Source organism: Enterococcus sp. DIV0358 (assembly GCF_051713465.1).
GTDB lineage: Bacteria > Bacillota > Bacilli > Lactobacillales > Enterococcaceae > Enterococcus > Enterococcus faecalis.
In genome coordinates this window covers 1,932,857-1,951,975 of record NZ_JBIOPX010000001.1, presented here as the reverse complement: position 1 = coordinate 1,951,975, position 19,119 = coordinate 1,932,857, and the positions used below count along the sequence as shown (strand labels likewise).

Below are 19,119 nucleotides of genomic sequence, written 5' to 3'. Positions count from 1 at the left end.
AAACAAGAGGGAATTTAGACGTTTTCATAGGGAGAAAGGGTCGCTAAACCCTTGTGGTATAAGAAGATACTGTTTTTTTTATTATAGGTTTAAAAATTCAAAATTATTTTTTGTGTGTCTTCAGATATAATGAGTCTATTAACGGTAATTCTTAAAAGAAAGGGGGAAAGTTGGTTGAAATGAAATTGTCACAAGTCATAAATAAGACTACAGGGGATGGAATGAAAGTATTTAGCTATCTCTGTTTTATAATTATTTATTATCTAATCTTCTTACATTTCGAAGTTGCTTTAGCGCAACAACCTGAGTCAAAGCCGCTAGCAGGTTTTACAGTTGAAAGTGTGATACCAGATAATCAGCTAGATAAGAACCAAACTTATTTTTATTTAGGCGTTCAGCCAAGTAGTCAGCAGATTATTCAAGTGAAAATCAGAAGTTTGCAGAAAGAACCAGTCACTGTCGCTTTAGGTATTCATGATGCGGTTAACGGAACGGAAGGACAGATTGACTATACGCAGACGAATCCTAAATTAGATTCTAGTTTAACGAATTCCATCAAGCAAATTGTACATTTACAAAATAAGGAAGCTACGGTCACTGTAAAAAACTTTGAAGAAAAAATAGTAAATTATGAAATTAAAACGCCTAAAGAGCCGTTTTCGGGAGTTAAATTAGGTGCATTACGATTTGTCAAACAACTAGAGGATGAATCATTAACAACTAATCAATTTACATCAACCTATGCTTATACTATTTCAATCATGCTGACAGAAGATAAACAGCCATTTGATGAAGGAGCAGAATTGAAACTAAAAAAAGTTGATACAACGATCAGCGGTGGCCTACCTGTTGTTCAAGCAACATTCCAAAATCGACAACCAAAAGTTATGAAAGGAGCAACAATTACCAACTGGTTAACCAAAAAAGGTCAGTCAAAAGAGTTACTAAAAAAAGTACAAGCGGATGTGTCAGTGGCACCTAATTCTCTATTAGCTATGGATTTATCATTGAATGAAGTCGCCCTTTCACCGGGAACGTATACTTTTCATAGTCAAGCCAGCGCTGGTAATCAAGAATGGCACTGGCGAAAAGATTTTACAATCACACAATTGCATGTAAAACAATGGTCGGCTAGTACATCTTCAGCAAAAAGCCAACCGCTTTTGTTAATAGTTCTTAGCACATTGTGTCTTGTTACAATTAGCGTTTATTTTTATCTTAAAAAGAGTAGAACAAAATAAAGGAATAAAAAGGAAAAGAAGGTGTTGGTTATGAATAAGAAACCGAGTTGTCTTATTTGTGTCATAGTCATATTATTAGGAATGATGATTTTACCAATTAATGGCTTAGCTGAGGGGTCTAAGTCGACAACAGTAACGAGTGAAATGCAACAAATTATTGAAGATTCATTACCTAAGTTATCAGATCCATCACAACAAGCGACAGAAACAACAGATTCTTCAACAAGAACAACGGAAACAACAGATTCTTCAAGTGAAACAACTCAAGAAACGAAAGAAGTAGAAACTGTTTCTTTTACTTGGTCTCAACAGGAACCAGAACATCAAGTGCCTGCAGGAACAGATTTTTATCTAAAAATAACTAGCAATGTAACCTGGGCGGAAATACAATTGCCTCAGGAAATTCAATATAATCCCAAAAAAAATCAACAATTGAAGGAGCATAGTTCCTATAATCAAGAACAACATAGCTTGGTTTTAAGAGACTTAGCGCAGTTGGGGGAGAGTTACCTGCTGTTAACTACAACAAAAGCAGGAACCTTCACCTTGTCAGTCAAAGATAAAAATCAAGAAATTTTGGCTAAAAATTTAGAAGTGACGATTGCTAAAGAGCCAATACCTGAGCCTCAAAAGACACAGGAGAGCAGTGAGAAGAAACAAACGAAGGAAAACAAAAAAAGCAAATCCGTCGGTAAAACTAAAAAGATTGCCTCAAAAGCAAATGGGATTACGGTCGGTTTGACTGCTCCTGCCACTTATCGCACGTATACTGACCCTGTGACAGGAACAGCACCAGATTACTTAACGATTTCTATACCAGTTTCCATCAGCCAAGCGGGCCTCACTGGTACTTCAATTGAACTTCCTTATGGCTTTTATCCAAGTAAAAGCGACCCCGTTTTTAAAGACTTTGATAATACAGCACCCATTTTTTCGTTAGTCACACCTAGTACGCCTAGTGCTAATTCAATTGTAGCATCGTATGTAAATGATACGACTAATAAAAAGTTGATTATTCGTTTGAAACAAACCAAGACAACATTAGAGACGATTAATTTACGGTTTAAATTTAATAACGTCTATAATGCCAAAATCCCATCTGGACAAATCGTGTGGAATAATCTCCAAGCGAAGGTATTTGACAATACCGGTAAACAAATCGCAAATTCAGGGACGAATAAAACCGTAAAAACTGATGTAGGTTCTCTTGCTGCATATATAGGCTCTAGTTACGCAGTTCCTAGTGACAACAATTATTTTGATGGTGATATTGTTTTGACACATTCTTATCAGTTTTATTATTTAGCTAGAGCAAATTTAGACCCTAGCTATAATCATCAAGTGTATGTGGAAATTCCAACAGGAGCTACATTAAAGGGAAATTTAGCCAATAGATTATTAAAAACAGGGATCACGAACGCACAAGATCCTAGTGTTCCTGTAGGTTTAACTCGGTACTATCAGAAATTAGTAACTCTCACACCAACCATTTTAGACAATCCAGCAACTCTTGTTGATTTACGCTATAGCGATACAAGGGTCACTTTGAATAAAGCTTATGCAGAAGGTCGTTCTTTTTCTATAAATTTTGGAATGAAGGTAAAATTCCAGAATGGGAAAATAGATACGCTCACAAGTACGAAAAGTTATATAAAACGTTCTAGACCAGATTTTCAATTATCAGGAATAGGTTATCATTATGATGGTACAGGAGCTACTACAGCAGTTAATAATTTAGACAATTTAGCGACAGCTGGATCTTTTTACGCTTTTGGACATTCTACGTTTAGTACCTCTAGTACTATTAAGAATACTGGAACTAAAGCGATTCAAGGTGTGAAATATTCATTACAAGAATTAACGGCAGGATCAGCTAAAGGCAACTTTGCTAATTTATATATTTATGGTGTTACTGATGGAGTAAGTGCACCAGCCTATTATCGCCCTTGGTATTATATTAGAAATGCTGTAACCGGAGTGGGTCGTTCTGTTTGGAGTAGTACACCAGCTATAGTTGGCAACTTTAGTCCTGCTTTACCGACTTTAAAAGCTAATGAATATATTTCAACAATTTATGTCATTCCTATGGGAACCGATGGCACAACAGCCAATTCGTTACCTCCAGGTAATGGGATGTTTCTTGGATATCGCATTAAAAGTTGGCTTAATGGGAGGTGGCCAGATGGAACCACACTTTCTAAGAAGTCTAATCCAATTACCTTTGGAGCCACCATGCAGTACCAAGATGCAACTGGTACTCCTACAACGCTTAAATTAAGAGATCACGTCGTGTATTATAATAAAGGCGTAGCCTTGAATGTTAATGCTAACTTGACCAGTGTTAATAGTCAAAATAAATTACCTGGAGAAACGATTAACTATGAAATAATTGGGAGAAATCATAGCTACTATACAGACACTTCTTCGGGGGATTGGGTGAATCCCATTATTACAATTAAAGTTCCCAAACAGTTACGGTTAAAAGCTACTACGAAAAAAGATTTTATTGATGGCAGTAATCAAGTTACCTACCCAGCTTCGGTGACAGTTGAAACGTTACCTATCAAAGACACGGCTTACAATTATTATCGTTTTAAGACGTCTAGCACGGCTTATAAATCCAAAGTACTGAGAGAGTCTAGTATTTTTCGGATTCCATTAGAGTTTGTAGTTGATAGTTTAACCGCTTCGGGAAGCTATCAGATTCCTTATGTCGCCTATAGTAGTTCTAAGACAACTGATTTCTTTAGAGGTGTACCTGCTCAGTTAGATGCTGCAGAGGCTAAAAAAATCGGTTTAGATAACGCAAATGAAAATAGCTATGCGATGAACGCATCTACTGCTAGTAATATCGGTTTTTCCGTTGTTGATGCTTCAAAACTGGATAGCGCAACGAATGCTCGGGGATCAGCGACGCAAACTTGGTCTAGCAGTAATATCTTTGCGGTAGAGAGTAAAGGAACACCGCAAATGCAAACAGTGATTAGAAACTCAGGGAATACCAGCTTTACGAGCGTTCGGTTATATGACATATTACCTTCTGCTAGTGATGGTCGTGGTTCAACAGGAAGTATCGGTTTTACAAACTTGACTAATAATAGTGGGACAGCCAAAATTTACTATACAACTAAGCCTGTTTCACAATTACCTAGTTATACTAACAATGATTTACAAGCTTGGAATGCCACTAAATTAACTAGTTTAGGGTTCACTACAACTAAACCCGCTAACTCAGCTTTAATCACAGCAATCTATGTCGATTTTGGCGCAACGACAATCAAACCAAGTGAGACATTAGATGCGATTATGAACTTTTTAGTGCCGGATGCGGAGAATCAAAAAGCGATTAATCAATTTCAATATTCTGCCAAAGAAGCCAAAGCAGGAGCAGCTTTAACGGCAGTCAGTGACAAAATTACCTTTAGTACGGAGTTTGCTCAAGTAGCATATGAACAAAATTTACCAAGTGTTATCGTGCCAGGAAGTGGCGTTAAAGGTCTACCTTCTCCGCAAACGATTCAGTTAGATGTGAATGGTGCTGGAAAAGTTGTTATTCCCACAACAAAACCAACACTTAGTGGTTATACTTTTGTGGAATGGCAAGATGTTGCAATGGCAACCAAAAAGTATCAACCGGGTGCAACGATTAACTTTACGTCTACTTCAACTACTACAAAAATAACACTGAAAGCTATTTGGAAACCCATCTCAGTGAATGTGACTTTTAATGCCAATGGGGGCTCAGGTGATACAGCTGCTAAAGCATATACTTTTGGGACGGCAGTTAATTTAAGCACCGTTGCGAAACCAACAAGAACAGGTTACACTTTCCAAGGTTGGGCTACAACAGCCAACGCCGCAACCCCAAATATTACAACAAATCCTCTCGTTAATTATACTTCAGCTAGGACCTATTATGCTGTTTGGAAAGGAAATAGCTATACTGTGAAGTTTGATGCTAATGGAGGAACTGGTACGATGCCTAGTACGAGTTTTGTTTATGGAATAGGTAAGCCATTACCAGCCAATACTTTTACAAAAGAGAGTAATACATTTCTTGGTTGGGCAAGGACGCGAGCAAGTGAAGTTGTGTATACAGATAAACAAATAGTTTCAATATTAACTGCTACTAATAATGGAACTGTAACGTTATATGCGAAATGGAGTGGACAACGGCCTGTATTGATGGGGACACCAAGTACTTTTGATTTTGGGAAACAAGCTATTTCGCCGATGACAAAAAATTACGGATTAAATTCAGCAAACTATGTAGGAAGTCCCGAATTACAACAAGCTGGTTTTAAGTTACGTCTAGAAGATAATCGACCAATCAGCACAGGTTGGAAATTAAACGTTAGTTTATCTGAATTTAAAGATAGTACTGGTAAATCTTTACCACAAGGAGAAGGGATTACCTTGAACTTTGCGAACACTCAACTTCAAAAAGTTCAATATGCTAATACAACCGTGGAATCAGTAACTAATAGTTTTACCAATGGACCGACGTTAGGTTCTCAAGCTTTTCGATCAGGTGCAACAGCCCAATCAATAATCACAGCAACTGGAACACAAGGAAGTGGAACTTGGCAACTATATTTTCCTTTTGAAGAGATAAAATTAACTGTGCCTGCAAATGTAGGAGAAATATCAAAAGTATATCAATCTACAGTAATCTGGTCCTTGGACGATGTAGTCTAATCTTAGTATGTTTTACTTAGAAGGAAAGTTAATTGTATTAGGGGAAATGCTTCTGAAGAAAAATATAAGTTTTACAGTAACATTAAAAAACAAACGTATTGTTAAATACGTTTGTTTTTTTCTATACTTTTTTCTATTTATCCTTTATAATGTAACTTAAGTAGTTACATTAACTATTAAATGCAAACAAAGGAGGAGAAGTATGGATAAACAACAACGAGGCATTCAAGTGATTAGAATTTGGCTAGGGGTGACGATGCTAATTCATGGAGTGATGAAAGTAACGTCATTGGAAGATACTTTAGCGTTTTTTGGTAGTATTGGTTTGCCAAGTCTTTTTGTTTATGGTGTAGCAGCAATTGAATTAATTGGTGGATTATTTATGATTATTGGCTTTTTAATTCCTTTGGTATCAGTAGGATTCATAGCAGTTTTAGTCGGAGCTATTTTTTCTTTTGGTTTGGCAAGTGGTTTTAGTGGTTATGAGTACGAATTATTTTTAGCGATAACCAGTTTGGCTATTTTGGTTAGCTATGCCGATAAAAAGTATCTTACGTTAAAACTTTATTTTTAATAAATCAAAGCAATAAAGAGTTGGTCAAACTAGTTGTGATTGCGAAAAAGCCCTAAAACAGTGATATTTAGTTGTTTTAGGTTTTTTTTATCAAAAAGGTCAAAAAAGGTCAATTTATTTATTGATCTTTACTGACCAATGGGGTATAATAAATTTATAAGGTTTACGAATACCTTAACTTTTGAAGAAATCCATCAAAAGTCGGATAATAATAATTGTAAAGAATGTTAAAATAAAAAAGACAAAATAATAAACGGGAGGGATCGTTTATGAATATTGAAAAAATGACAACCACGCTTCAAGAGGCGATTGCTGAAGCTCAAAAAGTTGCGGTGACACGGCAACATCAAGAAATTGATATCGCACATTTATGGAAAATTTTTCTTCAACCAAACCATTTTGGACGTAATTTTTACACAGATGCTGGTTTAGATGTTGACGCATTTGAACGAGAAGTAGATAACGCGTTAGATGAATATCCAAGTGTGGCGGGCGGTAATGTGCAATATGGTCAAAATTTAAGTCAAAATTTGTTCCATTTATTGCAAGAAGCTGATTCACTTCGAGAAGAATTCCAAGATGAATTTTTATCAACCGAAATTGTACTTTTAGCTTTAATGAAATTGAAAAATTATCGTTTAACAAAATATTTAATGCAACAAGGCATTACGGAAAAAGAGTTAAGAAAAAATATTGAAGAGATGAGAGGAGGAGATCGTGTGACTTCTCAAAACCAGGAAGAACAATATAAAGCACTAGAAAAATACGGTGTTGACTTAGTACAACAAGTAAAAGCAGGAAAACAAGATCCAATCATTGGTCGTGACGAAGAAATTCGTGACGTTATTCGGATTTTATCAAGAAAAACTAAAAATAATCCAGTCTTAATTGGTGAACCAGGTGTTGGTAAAACAGCGATTGTTGAAGGATTAGCACAACGAATCGTTCGTAAAGATGTCCCCGAAAACTTAAAAGATAAAACCATTTTTTCTTTAGATATGGGCGCCTTAATTGCGGGAGCAAAATTCCGTGGCGAATTTGAAGAACGGTTAAAAGCTGTTTTAAAAGAAGTGAAAAAAAGTGATGGCAAAATCATTTTATTCATTGATGAAATTCATAATATCGTCGGAGCTGGTAAAACAGAAGGCAGTATGGACGCCGGGAATTTATTAAAACCGATGCTAGCACGTGGTGAATTGCATTTAATCGGTGCCACAACGCTTGATGAATATCGCCAATATATGGAAAAAGATAAAGCCTTAGAACGTCGTTTCCAAAAAGTATTAGTCAAAGAACCAACAGTAGAAGATACAATTTCTATTTTGCGTGGCTTAAAAGAACGATTTGAAATTCACCACGGCGTGAATATTCATGACAATGCTTTAGTTGCTGCCGCTACTTTATCCGATCGCTATATTACTGATCGTTTCTTACCAGATAAAGCGATCGACTTAGTCGATGAAGCAAGCGCAACGATTCGAGTGGAAATGAATTCGATGCCAACAGAGCTCGACCAAGTAACACGTCGGTTAATGCAACTAGAAATTGAAGAAGCGGCCTTGAAAAAAGAATCGGATGATGCAAGTAAAAAACGGTTAGCCAACTTGCAAGAAGAATTAGCAGATTTGCGTGAAGAAGCCAACTCAATGAAAATGCAATGGGAAACGGAAAAAGAAGAAGTTAATGCGGTTTCCAATAAACGTGCAGAGATTGATAAAGCAAAACACGAATTAGAAGATGCTGAAAATAATTATGATTTAGAACGAGCTGCTGTTTTGCGTCATGGAACAATTCCGCAATTAGAACATGAATTGAAAGAATTGGAAGAAAAGAACGCTAAAGATAACGTCAAAATGGTACAAGAATCGGTTACTGAAAACGAAATTGCGCAAGTGGTCGGTCGTTTAACCGGCATTCCTGTGACAAAATTAGTTGAAGGCGAACGAGAAAAATTAATGAAACTGAATGAAACATTACACAAACGTGTGATTGGTCAAGATGAAGCCGTCGATGCTGTTAGTGATGCGGTAATTCGTTCAAGAGCAGGCTTACAAGATCCAAATCGCCCACTCGGTTCGTTCCTTTTCTTAGGACCAACTGGTGTTGGTAAAACAGAACTTGCTAAAGCCTTAGCTGAAGATTTGTTTGATTCTGAAGATCATATGGTACGGATTGACATGAGTGAATACATGGAAAAACATGCCGTGTCTCGTTTGGTTGGTGCTCCTCCAGGCTATGTTGGTTATGAAGAAGGTGGCCAGTTAACAGAAGCTGTTCGTCGAAACCCTTATACAATTGTCTTATTAGACGAAATTGAAAAAGCGCACCCAGATGTCTTTAATATCTTATTACAAGTTTTAGATGATGGTCGTTTGACAGATTCTAAAGGTCGGGTCGTTGATTTTAAAAATACAGTTTTAATTATGACAAGCAACATCGGTTCTCAGCTTTTATTGGAAGGTGTGACACCTGAAGGAACAATTCCAGAAGAAGTTGAAAATCAAGTCATGAATATTCTAAAAGGACACTTTAAACCAGAGTTCTTAAACAGAATTGATGATACTATTTTATTTACACCATTAAGCTTGGATAATGTGAAAGGAATCATTGGTAAAATGACCGCACAACTTGCTCATCGTTTAGAGCAACAAGAAATTGTGTTGGAAATCACTGATGAAGCTAAAACATGGATTGCTGAAAATGGGTATGAGCCAGCTTATGGAGCTCGTCCGTTAAAACGTTTCATTACTCGCGAAGTTGAAACACCATTAGCAAAAGAAATTGTTTCTGGACGAGTAATGCCAAAAACAAAAGTCACGATTAGTCTATTAGACAATCAATTAGTTTTTGAAAATGAACCGATAGAAGAAGTATAAAAAAGAACGAGCGAATTCGCTCGTTCTTTTTTTATTATGACAATCGTTGCTTAATTTCTTCCAACAAGTCTTCTTCTGAAGAAACAACCCGACCATTCAATTTAATCAAACCAACTGTGTAAAGGTTTAAATAATGGAATTGATTTTCAGCGACTTCGTTCAAAGCATCAAGCTTTTGGTGATTATCAGCACCTTGTTGGCGGCTGTCTGTGTAAAGGGCAACCACCGGGATTCCTTTGGCATAAGCAACACCAATTTCGGAAGCTACGCCCGCATCAATGGTTGGACCGTCTAATAAAGCAACCAATAAGTCGCTAGCAAGGACATTTTCTGTATCTGCTAAGGCAATCATTTTACTATCGGCATAAGCAGATTTGTCGTTAATCGCCGCATTTTCTTGTGGTAAATAAAGATCGATTGTTTTATCCAATTGTCGAATTTGTTCGACTAAATAGGCATTATAACGTAAGTCAGCTTGCGAAAATAAAGGTCCTGCAAAATAAATTTTTGTCATTTGTCTGTCTCCAATCCAAGGGTTTAGAAATAATCACTGAAATAAGCTTCTTGGTCAGGAAAAATCCGTTCCAAAGAATTTAAAGTTTCTTTATCTGTATCAATGCGCTCAATTCGATGTAAGTACGAAGGGCGTCGGTAATTCATGACTAAACAAGTTAGTGTTTGAATATCTAAGTGAACGGCGGTGCCTAGAGGTTCATCCGTAATGGTTACTTGATCATTTTCATCCCAAATTAAGCCAAAAATACCATTATTCCACTCAGCCACAGGATCTTTAACGACAAAATGGAAGGGCTTAGCCGTACTTTCAAAAGGAAAATTTTCTAAAAAGGCTTTGACATCAACAATTCGCGCCATATAATAGGGCTCAATGCTTTCTTTAATTTGGCTGTCTTCTAAAAGAAAGGCTAAAGGTTCGTTTTTATAGATATCGCCCTTGACCCAATAAACCATCGAAAAATGCGCAGTAATAAAATTCCACAAGCCATTTCGGGCTTCTTGGTTCAAGTAAAACATTTCCTTAATATGAAATACCTCATCCGCCACCCAATAGAAAAGTACTCCTAAAGGTTCTTGATTGGCACCATAATAGACAGCAGCAGTCCGTTCTTCCTCGTTTTCGAAACGCCAATATTCTTCCCAGTTGAAGGCACTACGAATGAGTGCGCCGTGATTTTGACGAGCGAATCGCGCATAGACATCAAAGACATCTGGGTGATCGACAGCTAACCGTTCAATCATTCCTGGAACGGGAACGGTTTTTGGTAATTGCGTATCCCGAATTTTAAAAGATAACTTGTCGGACATGATTTCCCAACCTTTACGTCGGTAATAAGGAATGTTGTAAGGGAAAAGATAAGAAATCCACTGTTTATCTTGGCGCATTTCTTCTAATGCCGTTTGAATCAAGTCTTTCATTAAACCGTGGTTGGCATATTCAGGATAGGTACCGACACCAGTAACACCACCCATTTTATATAAAGCGCCATGGATATTGACTTCGCATGGATAGATAGCAATTTGTGAAATTAATTGATTTTCGTGAAACCAGCCAAATACTTTTGAAAGTTCTAAAATCGGTTGTTTTGATTTGATAAATGCGCGTTTGTTTTCAAAACCACTTTCTTCAATATCTGCTTCAGTCACTTGAAAAACATAGGAAAGAAGTTCATTAAATTGATCAATGTGTTCTTCCTCAACAGGCTTTAAGGTCAGTTGCTTTCGAAATTCTTGTTCATCCATTTTTCCATCTCCAATAAATTTACTGTTTTTAGTATACCAAATTTTTCGAAACTCTGTTAGCCTTTCGAAACCAAAAGAATAAAAGGGAAGTGCTTTAAATCTTCTTCAAAAATTGGTATAATGAAAAGTGCTGATTATCCTAGACCTTTAAACATGATAATTTGATAAAAAAGGCAACTAAAATATAACAATTGATTGATGAAGCTAGCAGGGAGTTAGCTTTTCTTAAAAGAAATGAGGCAAAAAATGAACAATAAAGAAATGAAAGCAAGACAAGAGAAAATTCGTAATTTCTCGATCATTGCCCACATTGACCATGGGAAGTCAACTTTAGCCGACCGGATTTTGGAAAAAACAAATACAGTTAGCAGTCGAGAAATGCAAGATCAATTACTTGATTCAATGGATTTAGAGAGAGAACGCGGCATTACCATCAAATTAAACGCAATTGAATTAAACTATACAGCCAAAGATGGTGAAACCTATACTTTCCATTTGATTGACACACCAGGGCACGTCGATTTCACCTACGAAGTTTCTCGTAGTTTGGCAGCTTGTGAAGGGGCTGTTCTAGTTGTTGATGCGGCGCAAGGAATTGAAGCGCAAACGCTAGCAAATGTCTATTTGGCATTGGATAATGACTTAGAAATTTTACCTGTTATTAATAAAATTGATTTACCCGCCGCTGATCCAGAGCGTGTTCGGACAGAGATTGAAGACGTAATTGGAATTGATGCATCGGAAGCTGTTTTAGCAAGTGCAAAAGCAGGGATTGGGATTGAAGATATTTTAGAACAAGTGGTGGAGTATGTACCAGCTCCATCAGGCGATATTGAGGCTCCTTTAAAGGCTTTGATTTTTGACTCTATTTACGATAGCTATCGAGGGGTCGTTTTAAACATCCGTGTAATTGACGGTGTCGTTCGTCCTGGGGATAAAATCCAAATGATGAGTAACGGTAAAACGTTTGATGTAACAGAAGTCGGCGTTTTTTCACCGAAACCAATCGCTCGTGATTATTTAATGGTTGGTGATGTGGGCTATATCACCGCTAGCATTAAAACGGTTCAAGATACACGTGTCGGGGATACAGTGACTTTGGCCGACAATCCAGCAGCAGAAGCACTACCAGGCTATCGCAAAATGAATCCAATGGTTTATTGTGGCTTATATCCAATTGATACGTCGCGCTACAACGATTTACGGGAAGCATTAGAAAAATTACAATTAAATGATGCGGCGTTACAATTTGAACCGGAAACATCGCAAGCTTTAGGGTTTGGTTTCCGTTGTGGTTTCTTAGGTTTGCTGCACATGGATGTTGTTCAGGAACGTTTGGAACGAGAATTTAATTTAGAGTTAATTACAACAGCACCGTCTGTAATCTATCATGTTAATAAAACTGACGGAACAACCGTTGTTGTTGATAACCCAGCTGAATTTCCAGAACCAGTAACGATTGAATCTGTGGAAGAACCTTATGTTAAAGCGCAAATCATGGTGCCAAACGATTATGTAGGAGCAGTAATGGAATTATCACAACGTAAACGTGGCGAATTCATTACAATGGATTACTTAGACGATTATCGTGTAAACGTAGTTTATGAAATTCCGTTATCTGAAATCGTGTTTGACTTTTTCGATAAATTGAAATCAAGTACAAAAGGCTATGCATCCTTAGATTACGAAATGGCTGGCTATCGTACCAGCCGCCTAGTGAAAATGGATATTCTATTAAATGCTGAAAAAGTGGATGCGTTAAGCTTTATTGTTCACCGAGATTTCGCATTTGAGCGTGGAAAAGCGATTGTTGAGAAACTGAAAAAACTAATTCCACGTCAACAGTTTGAAGTCCCAGTTCAAGCGGCGATTGGTCAAAAAATTGTGGCTCGTTCAGATATTAAAGCCTTACGCAAAAACGTACTGGCTAAATGCTATGGTGGCGATGTTTCTCGTAAACGTAAATTGTTAGAGAAACAAAAAGAAGGGAAGAAACGGATGAAACAAATTGGATCCGTGGAAGTTCCTCAAGAAGCCTTTATGGCGGTTCTGAAAATGGATGAAGATGATCAGAAAAAATAAACAGAAAAACAAGACAACCTTTTTCGTTGTCTTGTTTTTCTAAACTACTTAAAAACGATAAAGGTGTGTAGACAATGAATACTATCTTAACAGGTGATCGTCCAACTGGTAAATTGCACCTAGGACATTACGTAGGTTCTTTAAAAAAACGAGTAGAAATGCAAGCAGACCCTACAAATCAATTATTTGTCATGATTGCAGATTTACAAGCATTGACAGATAATGCAAAAAATCCCGAAAAAGTTTCAGTCAATGTTTTAGAAGTTGCTTTGGACTATTTAGCAGTTGGTTTAGACCCTACGAAAACAACAATTTTTATCCAATCGCAAATTCCACAGTTAGCTGAATTAACAATGTACTATCTAAATTTAGTGACCACGTCACGTGTTCGTCGGAATCCAACGGTCAAAGCAGAAATTGAGCAAAAAAAATTTGGGGAGGGTGTTCCGACAGGATTCTTTATTTATCCCGTTTCACAAGCTGCTGATATTACTGCCTTTCAAGCGAACTTAGTCCCAGTTGGGGAAGACCAAAAACCAATGTTGGAACAAGCGCAAGAAATTGTGCATAGTTTTAATCAGACGTACGGTGAAGTTTTAGTTAGACCGGAAGCTGTGTTACCACCAAAAGGCATGGGACGCTTGCCAGGAATTGATGGCAACGGAAAAATGAGTAAGTCTTTAGGCAATGGTATTTATCTTTCAGATCCAGCTGAAGTGGTACAGAAAAAAGTAATGAGTATGTATACCGATCCAAATCATATTCGTATAGAGGACCCAGGACAAGTTGAAGGAAATATGGTCTTTACTTACTTGGATGTCTTTGGGAAAGAGAAAGAATATATTGAAGAATTAAAAGAGCACTATCGTCATGGCGGTTTAGGAGATGTGAAAATTAAACGTTACTTAATTGATGTCCTAGAAGAAGAACTCGCACCGATTCGTCGACGTCGTGAAGAGCTGGCTAAAAATCCAGAAGCGATTATGGAAATGTTGCATAAAGGAAGTCTTGCTGCTGAAAAAGTGGCAGCACAAACCTTAACAGAAGTCAAAAAAGCAATGGGAATTCAATACTTCTAAGCAATAAAAGAACTGGAACAAGTCAAAAGAAGAATGACTTGTTCCAGTTCTTTTTAAGTGGTTTGAAATTGACTATTATATAAGCTGGCGTAAAGAGTCGGAGCTTGTAATAGTTCCTGATGCGTTCCTTTTTCAATAATATCGCCATTTTTCATCACTAAAATTAAATCAGCATTTTCAATCGTGGATAATCGATGAGCGATAACGAAGCTTGTTCGATTTTCTGTGACAGTTTCCATCGCTTTTTGAATATGGGCTTCTGTTCGTGTGTCCACACTCGAAGTTGCTTCATCGAGAATAACAACGGGCGGATTTGCTAAAATGATTCGGGCGATGGTTAATAACTGTTGTTGCCCTTGTGATAATGCACCATTTTCGCTAGAAATAATTGTGTCATATCCTTGAGGAAGGGTCCGAATAAAATGATCACATTGAGCAATTTTAGCTGCTTCAATTATTTCTTCACGAGAAGCATCTTTTTTTCCATAGGCAATATTATCTGCTACGGTTCCTTCAAATAGCCAAGTGTTTTGTAAAACCATGCCAAATAAATTTCTTAGATTTTGTCGAGAAAGTTTCGTAATATCAATCCCATCAAAAGTAATGGCACCTTGATTTATTTCATAGAAACGCATTAATAAGTTGACTAATGTTGTTTTACCAGCGCCGGTGGGTCCTACAATGGCCACTGTTTTTTTCGGTTGAACAGAAAAATCAACATTCTTCATTAAAATTTTTTCTGGTGTGTAGCCAAATTGAACATTTTTAAATTCAATGGCTCCTTTAGGAGAAGAAATAGTTTCTAAATGAGTTGCTTCTGGCTGTTCATCAGCTTCATCTAAGATAACAAAAATCCGATCAATGGAAGCCATCGCTGCTTGAATTGAGTTAATGACATAAGAAGCAGTAGAAATCGGCTCAGAAATTTGGTTGATATATTGCAAATACGCTTGCAAGAAACCAATCGTAATACCACCAGATAAAACGAGCATTGCGCCTAAGATAGCACTGATAATAAAAGCCAACTGATTGATAAAACGAATAGCTGGATAAATCGCAAAATTTAGAAACTGTGCTTTTTTAAAGGCGCGATAATGTTGTTGATTAACAGCATCAATTGTTTTTTCAGCATTTTGCTGTTGATTAAAGGTTTTTGTGACCAAATTTCCTGCTAAATATTCTTCCATCTTATTATTTAATTGACCTAATTCAGCTTGACTTTGATCAGCAAACACCTTGTTTTTATTCGCGATTTTTGTCGTCATGAAAGTACTGCCGCCAATTAGCAGCAACACTAAAATGGTTAATTTTGCATCAATATAGAACAACATGATTCCTGCAAATAGGATAGTCACGACGGAAGTGAAAAATTGGTTGATGCCTGTTAAAAGAACTTGTGACAATTGGTTTAAGCCAGTTGTTGAACGACTAATGATATCGCCCACTTGGTGATTGTCAAAGAAGGCCATTGGTAAAGTTTTAAACTTTTTTGTCACTTCTTTTCTAATTCTTAAAGTAACCCGTTCGCTTAAAGAAGCCATTGCTCGTTCCTGAATAAAAGAAGTGATACTACTAATGATTGAAAAGAGAATTAAAAGTAAGACGGGACCTAAGAGCGCTTCTTCAACTAAAGTAAGTGTCATGCCTTTGAGCCCGACACGCTTGATAGCTTCTAAGAGGTTATCAATCCCGATTGCCATAATATAGGTCATGGCAACAATTAATAAGTTTCCAATTAAACTGCAGATCATTAGACCATAAAAGATTGGATGCTCAGGTTTAATCATTTTCCAGAAACGTTTAAAGCTTTGAAGATTCATTGTTTTTTTCATTGTATGGCTTGAAAAGAAAACTTTCTTTCAAGCAGTCACATCCTTTCTTTAGTTATTTGGGTAAGATACCTTGTGATTTAGCAAAGTCTTGGTAATAGCTATTAGTGGCAAGTAAATCAGCGTGGTTGCCTTGACCAACAATCCTTCCTTCATCTAGGACGATAATATTGTCAGCGTTCATGATTGTACTTAACCGTTGAGCAACAATGAGTAAAGTTTTGTCCGCCATTTGTGCATATAAAGCGGCACGTAGAGCGGCATCAGTTTTGTAATCTAATGCGGAAAAGCTGTCATCGAAAATATAAACGTCTGCCGGTTTGATTAAGGCTCGTGCAATACACATTCTTTGTTTTTGACCACCAGAATAGTTGGACCCGCCTTGTGCTACGAAACTTTCAATCCCTTGTGGTAAGGAATCGATAAATTCAGAAGATTGTGAAATTTCTAGTGCCGTTCTTATTTCTTCTGTAGTTGCTTTGGCATTTCCCATTAATAAGTTTGATAAGATTGTCCCACTGAAAAGAAAGGCTTTTTGTGGCACATAACTGATGACTTGGCGAATCGTTTGCTGAGATAATGAGCGGATATCTGTGCCAGAATAGCTAATCGTGCCGGCTGTGACCTCATTTATTCGTAAAAGTAACTTAACTAAAGTACTTTTACCAGCGCCAGTTGCTCCAACAATCGCCGTTGTTTTTCCTTTAGGAATGACAAAACTAACATTTTCTAAAACAGGATCAGCTGTTTCTGTGTATTGAAACGTGACGTGATCGAAGCAAATCAAGGCTTTCTCAGGATGATAAGCAATGGTTGCTTCAGTATGAGGATCGCTAATTTCAATTTCTTCTGACAAAACTTCTTGCAAGCGATTCAAGGAAGCAACGGACCGTGGAATGACAACTAATACCATAGCCGCGATCATTAAGTAGGCCAAAGTTAGAAGCGTATATTCAATCACAGCTGTAACGGTGCCAATTTGTAGGGTGCCTACTGCAACTAAATTACCGCCAAACCACAAAATAGAGGCGTACACAACGCCCATTAATAAAAAGGCAACGGGAGTAATCCAAGCAAAGATTCGATTCACTTTACTCATGCGTTCAGCATAATTTTTAAATGTTTGATTGGTTCGCTGCTCTTCAAAGTCTTGATTATTGAACGCACGAATCATATTAATTCCAGTAAAGAACTCTCGTAAAGTCGTAGTAATTCGATCCATTTTTGGTTGAATTTTTAAAGATAAAGGGGTACCTTTTTTCATTAAAAAATAAACAACGACTAAGTAAAATACGATGGAAGCCAATGTTACCCAAGCGAGTGAAACTGAATAAGAAAATGTCATCACTAAGGCAAATAAACTAATAATAGGCGCTGGAAAGATTAATTGGCAAAATAGCACAATCATTGTTTGAACATTATCTACATCGTTGGTCATTCTAGTTAGCAAAGAATTTGAACCAAATTTATCAACATTTTTCATCGAGAATTGTTGAAATTTTTTAAAGAACAATCCTCTAACTTGAAAACCAAATTTAGCAGCTACTAAAGCAGACAAATAGCTAGAAATAATTGCGGCAATTGTTCCAATGAATGCCACAAGAAACATTTGTATGCCAATCGTTTTAATTACTTGTTGGTCACCGCTAACGATGCCCACATCAATCAACTTGCCAACTAATTTAGGGACGCCAAGGGTTCCTGCGATTTGCAAACAGATGGTTAAAGTTGTCGCAAGAACAATCCATTTATTTTCTTTAATAAACTCTTTCATTAATTTCATGAAATTTCCTCCTTAAACAATACCGTTTTAGCTGTTACAAGGAGTCATTGTACACGTTCAAGTAACTTGAATGTCAACAGTAGAAATGCTAAACTTTTTGATGGAGGGAACAGGATGGAAAAAAATTACACAATAAAAGATGTTTCTGAGTTGTTAAATATCCCTAAGTCCACGATTCGTTATTGGGACGAGCAAGGGTTGATTAGTACCACACGCAATGAAGAAAACGGATATCGAACCTTTGATTTAGAAGATTTGTTCAAAATATATGATATTGATTTTTATCGAAAAATGGGGATTCCTATCAAAGATATGTTGAATTTATATAAAAAGACACCTACCGATCTCTATGCCACCATGGAAGCAACAGAAGAACAACTGGGTCAAGAAATAAAAAGGCTTCAACATAAATACAAAGAAATCAAAAAAAGAAAGTTACATTTACATGCGTTAATTGATTTAGAAACATTGGTTTTTTCAGATGAACCAATTCCTTTTGATAAAATTGTTGTTGTCGATATTGAAGATCCAGAAGAGATGAAGGTTTACATGGAACACATTTCAACTTTAGGCATCTATGGGGATTTAAGTGAATCCAATGAACTGACGTATGGGATTTGTTTGGCAAATCATGTGAATAAAAAAAGTTTAGACAAAGTGATTTGGCTCAAAGAACCAAGTAGCCAATACAAAGGCTTTATTTTAAAAGTCAATACACAAGATACCCGTTTGAATAATATCGAAGAAGTAAAAAAGCGTTTAGCAAAACAAGGATTTGAAACAGGCATCGTTGTCGGGGAACATATCTTGACACAACTAGAAGAGGAAAATCAATATATTGAATATTATTATGGTTGGATTGAAATTTTAGGGGAAAAGTAAAACAATTAAAAAAAGGAACTAGCAATAGCAAATGTAGCTAAGCTAGTTTCTTTTTTTGGTAAATATAATGAAAATTACATGAAAAAAGTTTTAGTTTTTAAAACAATTTAGAACGAATGTTATTAAAGGGAAAACAATAAAAAAATTACTCTTAAAGCTAGAACTTGCCTATACTTGTATTTTTTAGGAAAAGTCAATATATTTGCTTCATATAAAACGTGTTATTTAATTCGTGGTTTTTCGTTGAAATATCGGGCTTTTTTCTTTTTTTAGCTAATAGAATATGTTACTTTTTTGTTATAAGGAGAAACGGAAAA

11 protein-coding genes are annotated in these 19,119 nt (G+C 36.6%); 7 read left to right on the top strand and 4 right to left on the bottom strand.

The window, feature by feature from the left end:
• The first annotated feature begins 179 nt into the window (after window positions 1-179).
• The 4 genes from IGK70_RS09430 (at window position 180) to clpB (ending at window position 9,389) form a co-directional block, all read left to right on the top strand.
• Window positions 180-1,241, top strand: coding sequence for a DUF916 and DUF3324 domain-containing protein (locus IGK70_RS09430; protein ID WP_071981515.1), 1,062 nt, complete (start codon window positions 180-182; stop codon window positions 1,239-1,241).
• Between the two features lie 30 nt (window positions 1,242-1,271).
• Window positions 1,272-5,939, top strand: coding sequence for an InlB B-repeat-containing protein (locus tag IGK70_RS09425; protein WP_071981514.1), 4,668 nt, complete (start codon window positions 1,272-1,274; stop codon window positions 5,937-5,939).
• A 202-nt stretch (window positions 5,940-6,141) separates the two neighbouring features.
• Window positions 6,142-6,513, top strand: coding sequence for a DoxX family protein (locus tag IGK70_RS09420; protein ID WP_002362881.1), 372 nt, complete (start codon window positions 6,142-6,144; stop codon window positions 6,511-6,513).
• Window positions 6,514-6,782: 269 nt separating this feature from the next.
• The gene (clpB, locus tag IGK70_RS09415) at window positions 6,783-9,389 is read left to right on the top strand and encodes an ATP-dependent chaperone ClpB (RefSeq protein ID WP_002356811.1); all 2,607 of its coding nucleotides are present in this window, start codon (window positions 6,783-6,785) and stop codon (window positions 9,387-9,389) included.
• A 34-nt stretch (window positions 9,390-9,423) separates the two neighbouring features.
• Here clpB and IGK70_RS09410 read toward each other — a convergent pair whose 3' ends face one another.
• Together IGK70_RS09410 and IGK70_RS09405 are read right to left on the bottom strand one after the other, a co-directional pair.
• Window positions 9,424-9,903 (bottom strand): nucleoside 2-deoxyribosyltransferase, encoded by a 480-nt coding sequence (locus IGK70_RS09410; protein WP_002362157.1) that lies wholly within the window; start codon window positions 9,901-9,903, stop codon window positions 9,424-9,426.
• Between the two features lie 23 nt (window positions 9,904-9,926).
• Window positions 9,927-11,147 carry a GNAT family N-acetyltransferase gene (locus IGK70_RS09405; protein ID WP_002356813.1) on the bottom strand — a complete coding sequence of 407 codons (1,221 nt, stop codon included), beginning with the start codon at window positions 11,145-11,147 and terminating at the stop codon, window positions 9,927-9,929.
• Window positions 11,148-11,393: 246 nt separating this feature from the next.
• Here IGK70_RS09405 and lepA point away from each other — a divergent pair, with 246 nt between their 5' ends.
• Both lepA and trpS read left to right on the top strand, forming a co-directional pair.
• Window positions 11,394-13,229 (top strand): translation elongation factor 4, encoded by a 1,836-nt coding sequence (gene lepA, locus IGK70_RS09400; RefSeq protein ID WP_002362155.1) that lies wholly within the window; start codon window positions 11,394-11,396, stop codon window positions 13,227-13,229.
• 74 nt (window positions 13,230-13,303) lie between these two features.
• Window positions 13,304-14,308, top strand: a complete 1,005-nt coding sequence (gene trpS, locus IGK70_RS09395; protein WP_071981513.1) for a tryptophan--tRNA ligase — start codon at window positions 13,304-13,306, stop codon at window positions 14,306-14,308.
• A gap of 53 nt (window positions 14,309-14,361) precedes the next feature.
• Here the strand turns inward: trpS and IGK70_RS09390 are convergent, their stop codons facing one another.
• Complete coding sequence (locus tag IGK70_RS09390) at window positions 14,362-16,140, bottom strand: ABC transporter ATP-binding protein (RefSeq protein WP_071981512.1); 1,779 nt, start codon at window positions 16,138-16,140, stop codon at window positions 14,362-14,364.
• A 52-nt stretch (window positions 16,141-16,192) separates the two neighbouring features.
• Window positions 16,193-17,920: an ABC transporter ATP-binding protein gene (locus IGK70_RS09385; RefSeq protein ID WP_071981511.1), complete on the bottom strand. Its 1,728-nt coding sequence runs from the start codon at window positions 17,918-17,920 to the stop codon at window positions 16,193-16,195.
• Window positions 17,921-17,986: 66 nt separating this feature from the next.
• On the opposite strand from IGK70_RS09385, the gene IGK70_RS09380 reads away from it, so the two are divergent.
• Entirely contained in the window at window positions 17,987-18,802 is an 816-nt protein-coding gene (locus IGK70_RS09380) for a MerR family transcriptional regulator (RefSeq protein ID WP_002398783.1), read from the top strand.
• Window positions 18,803-19,119 lie beyond the last annotated feature (317 nt).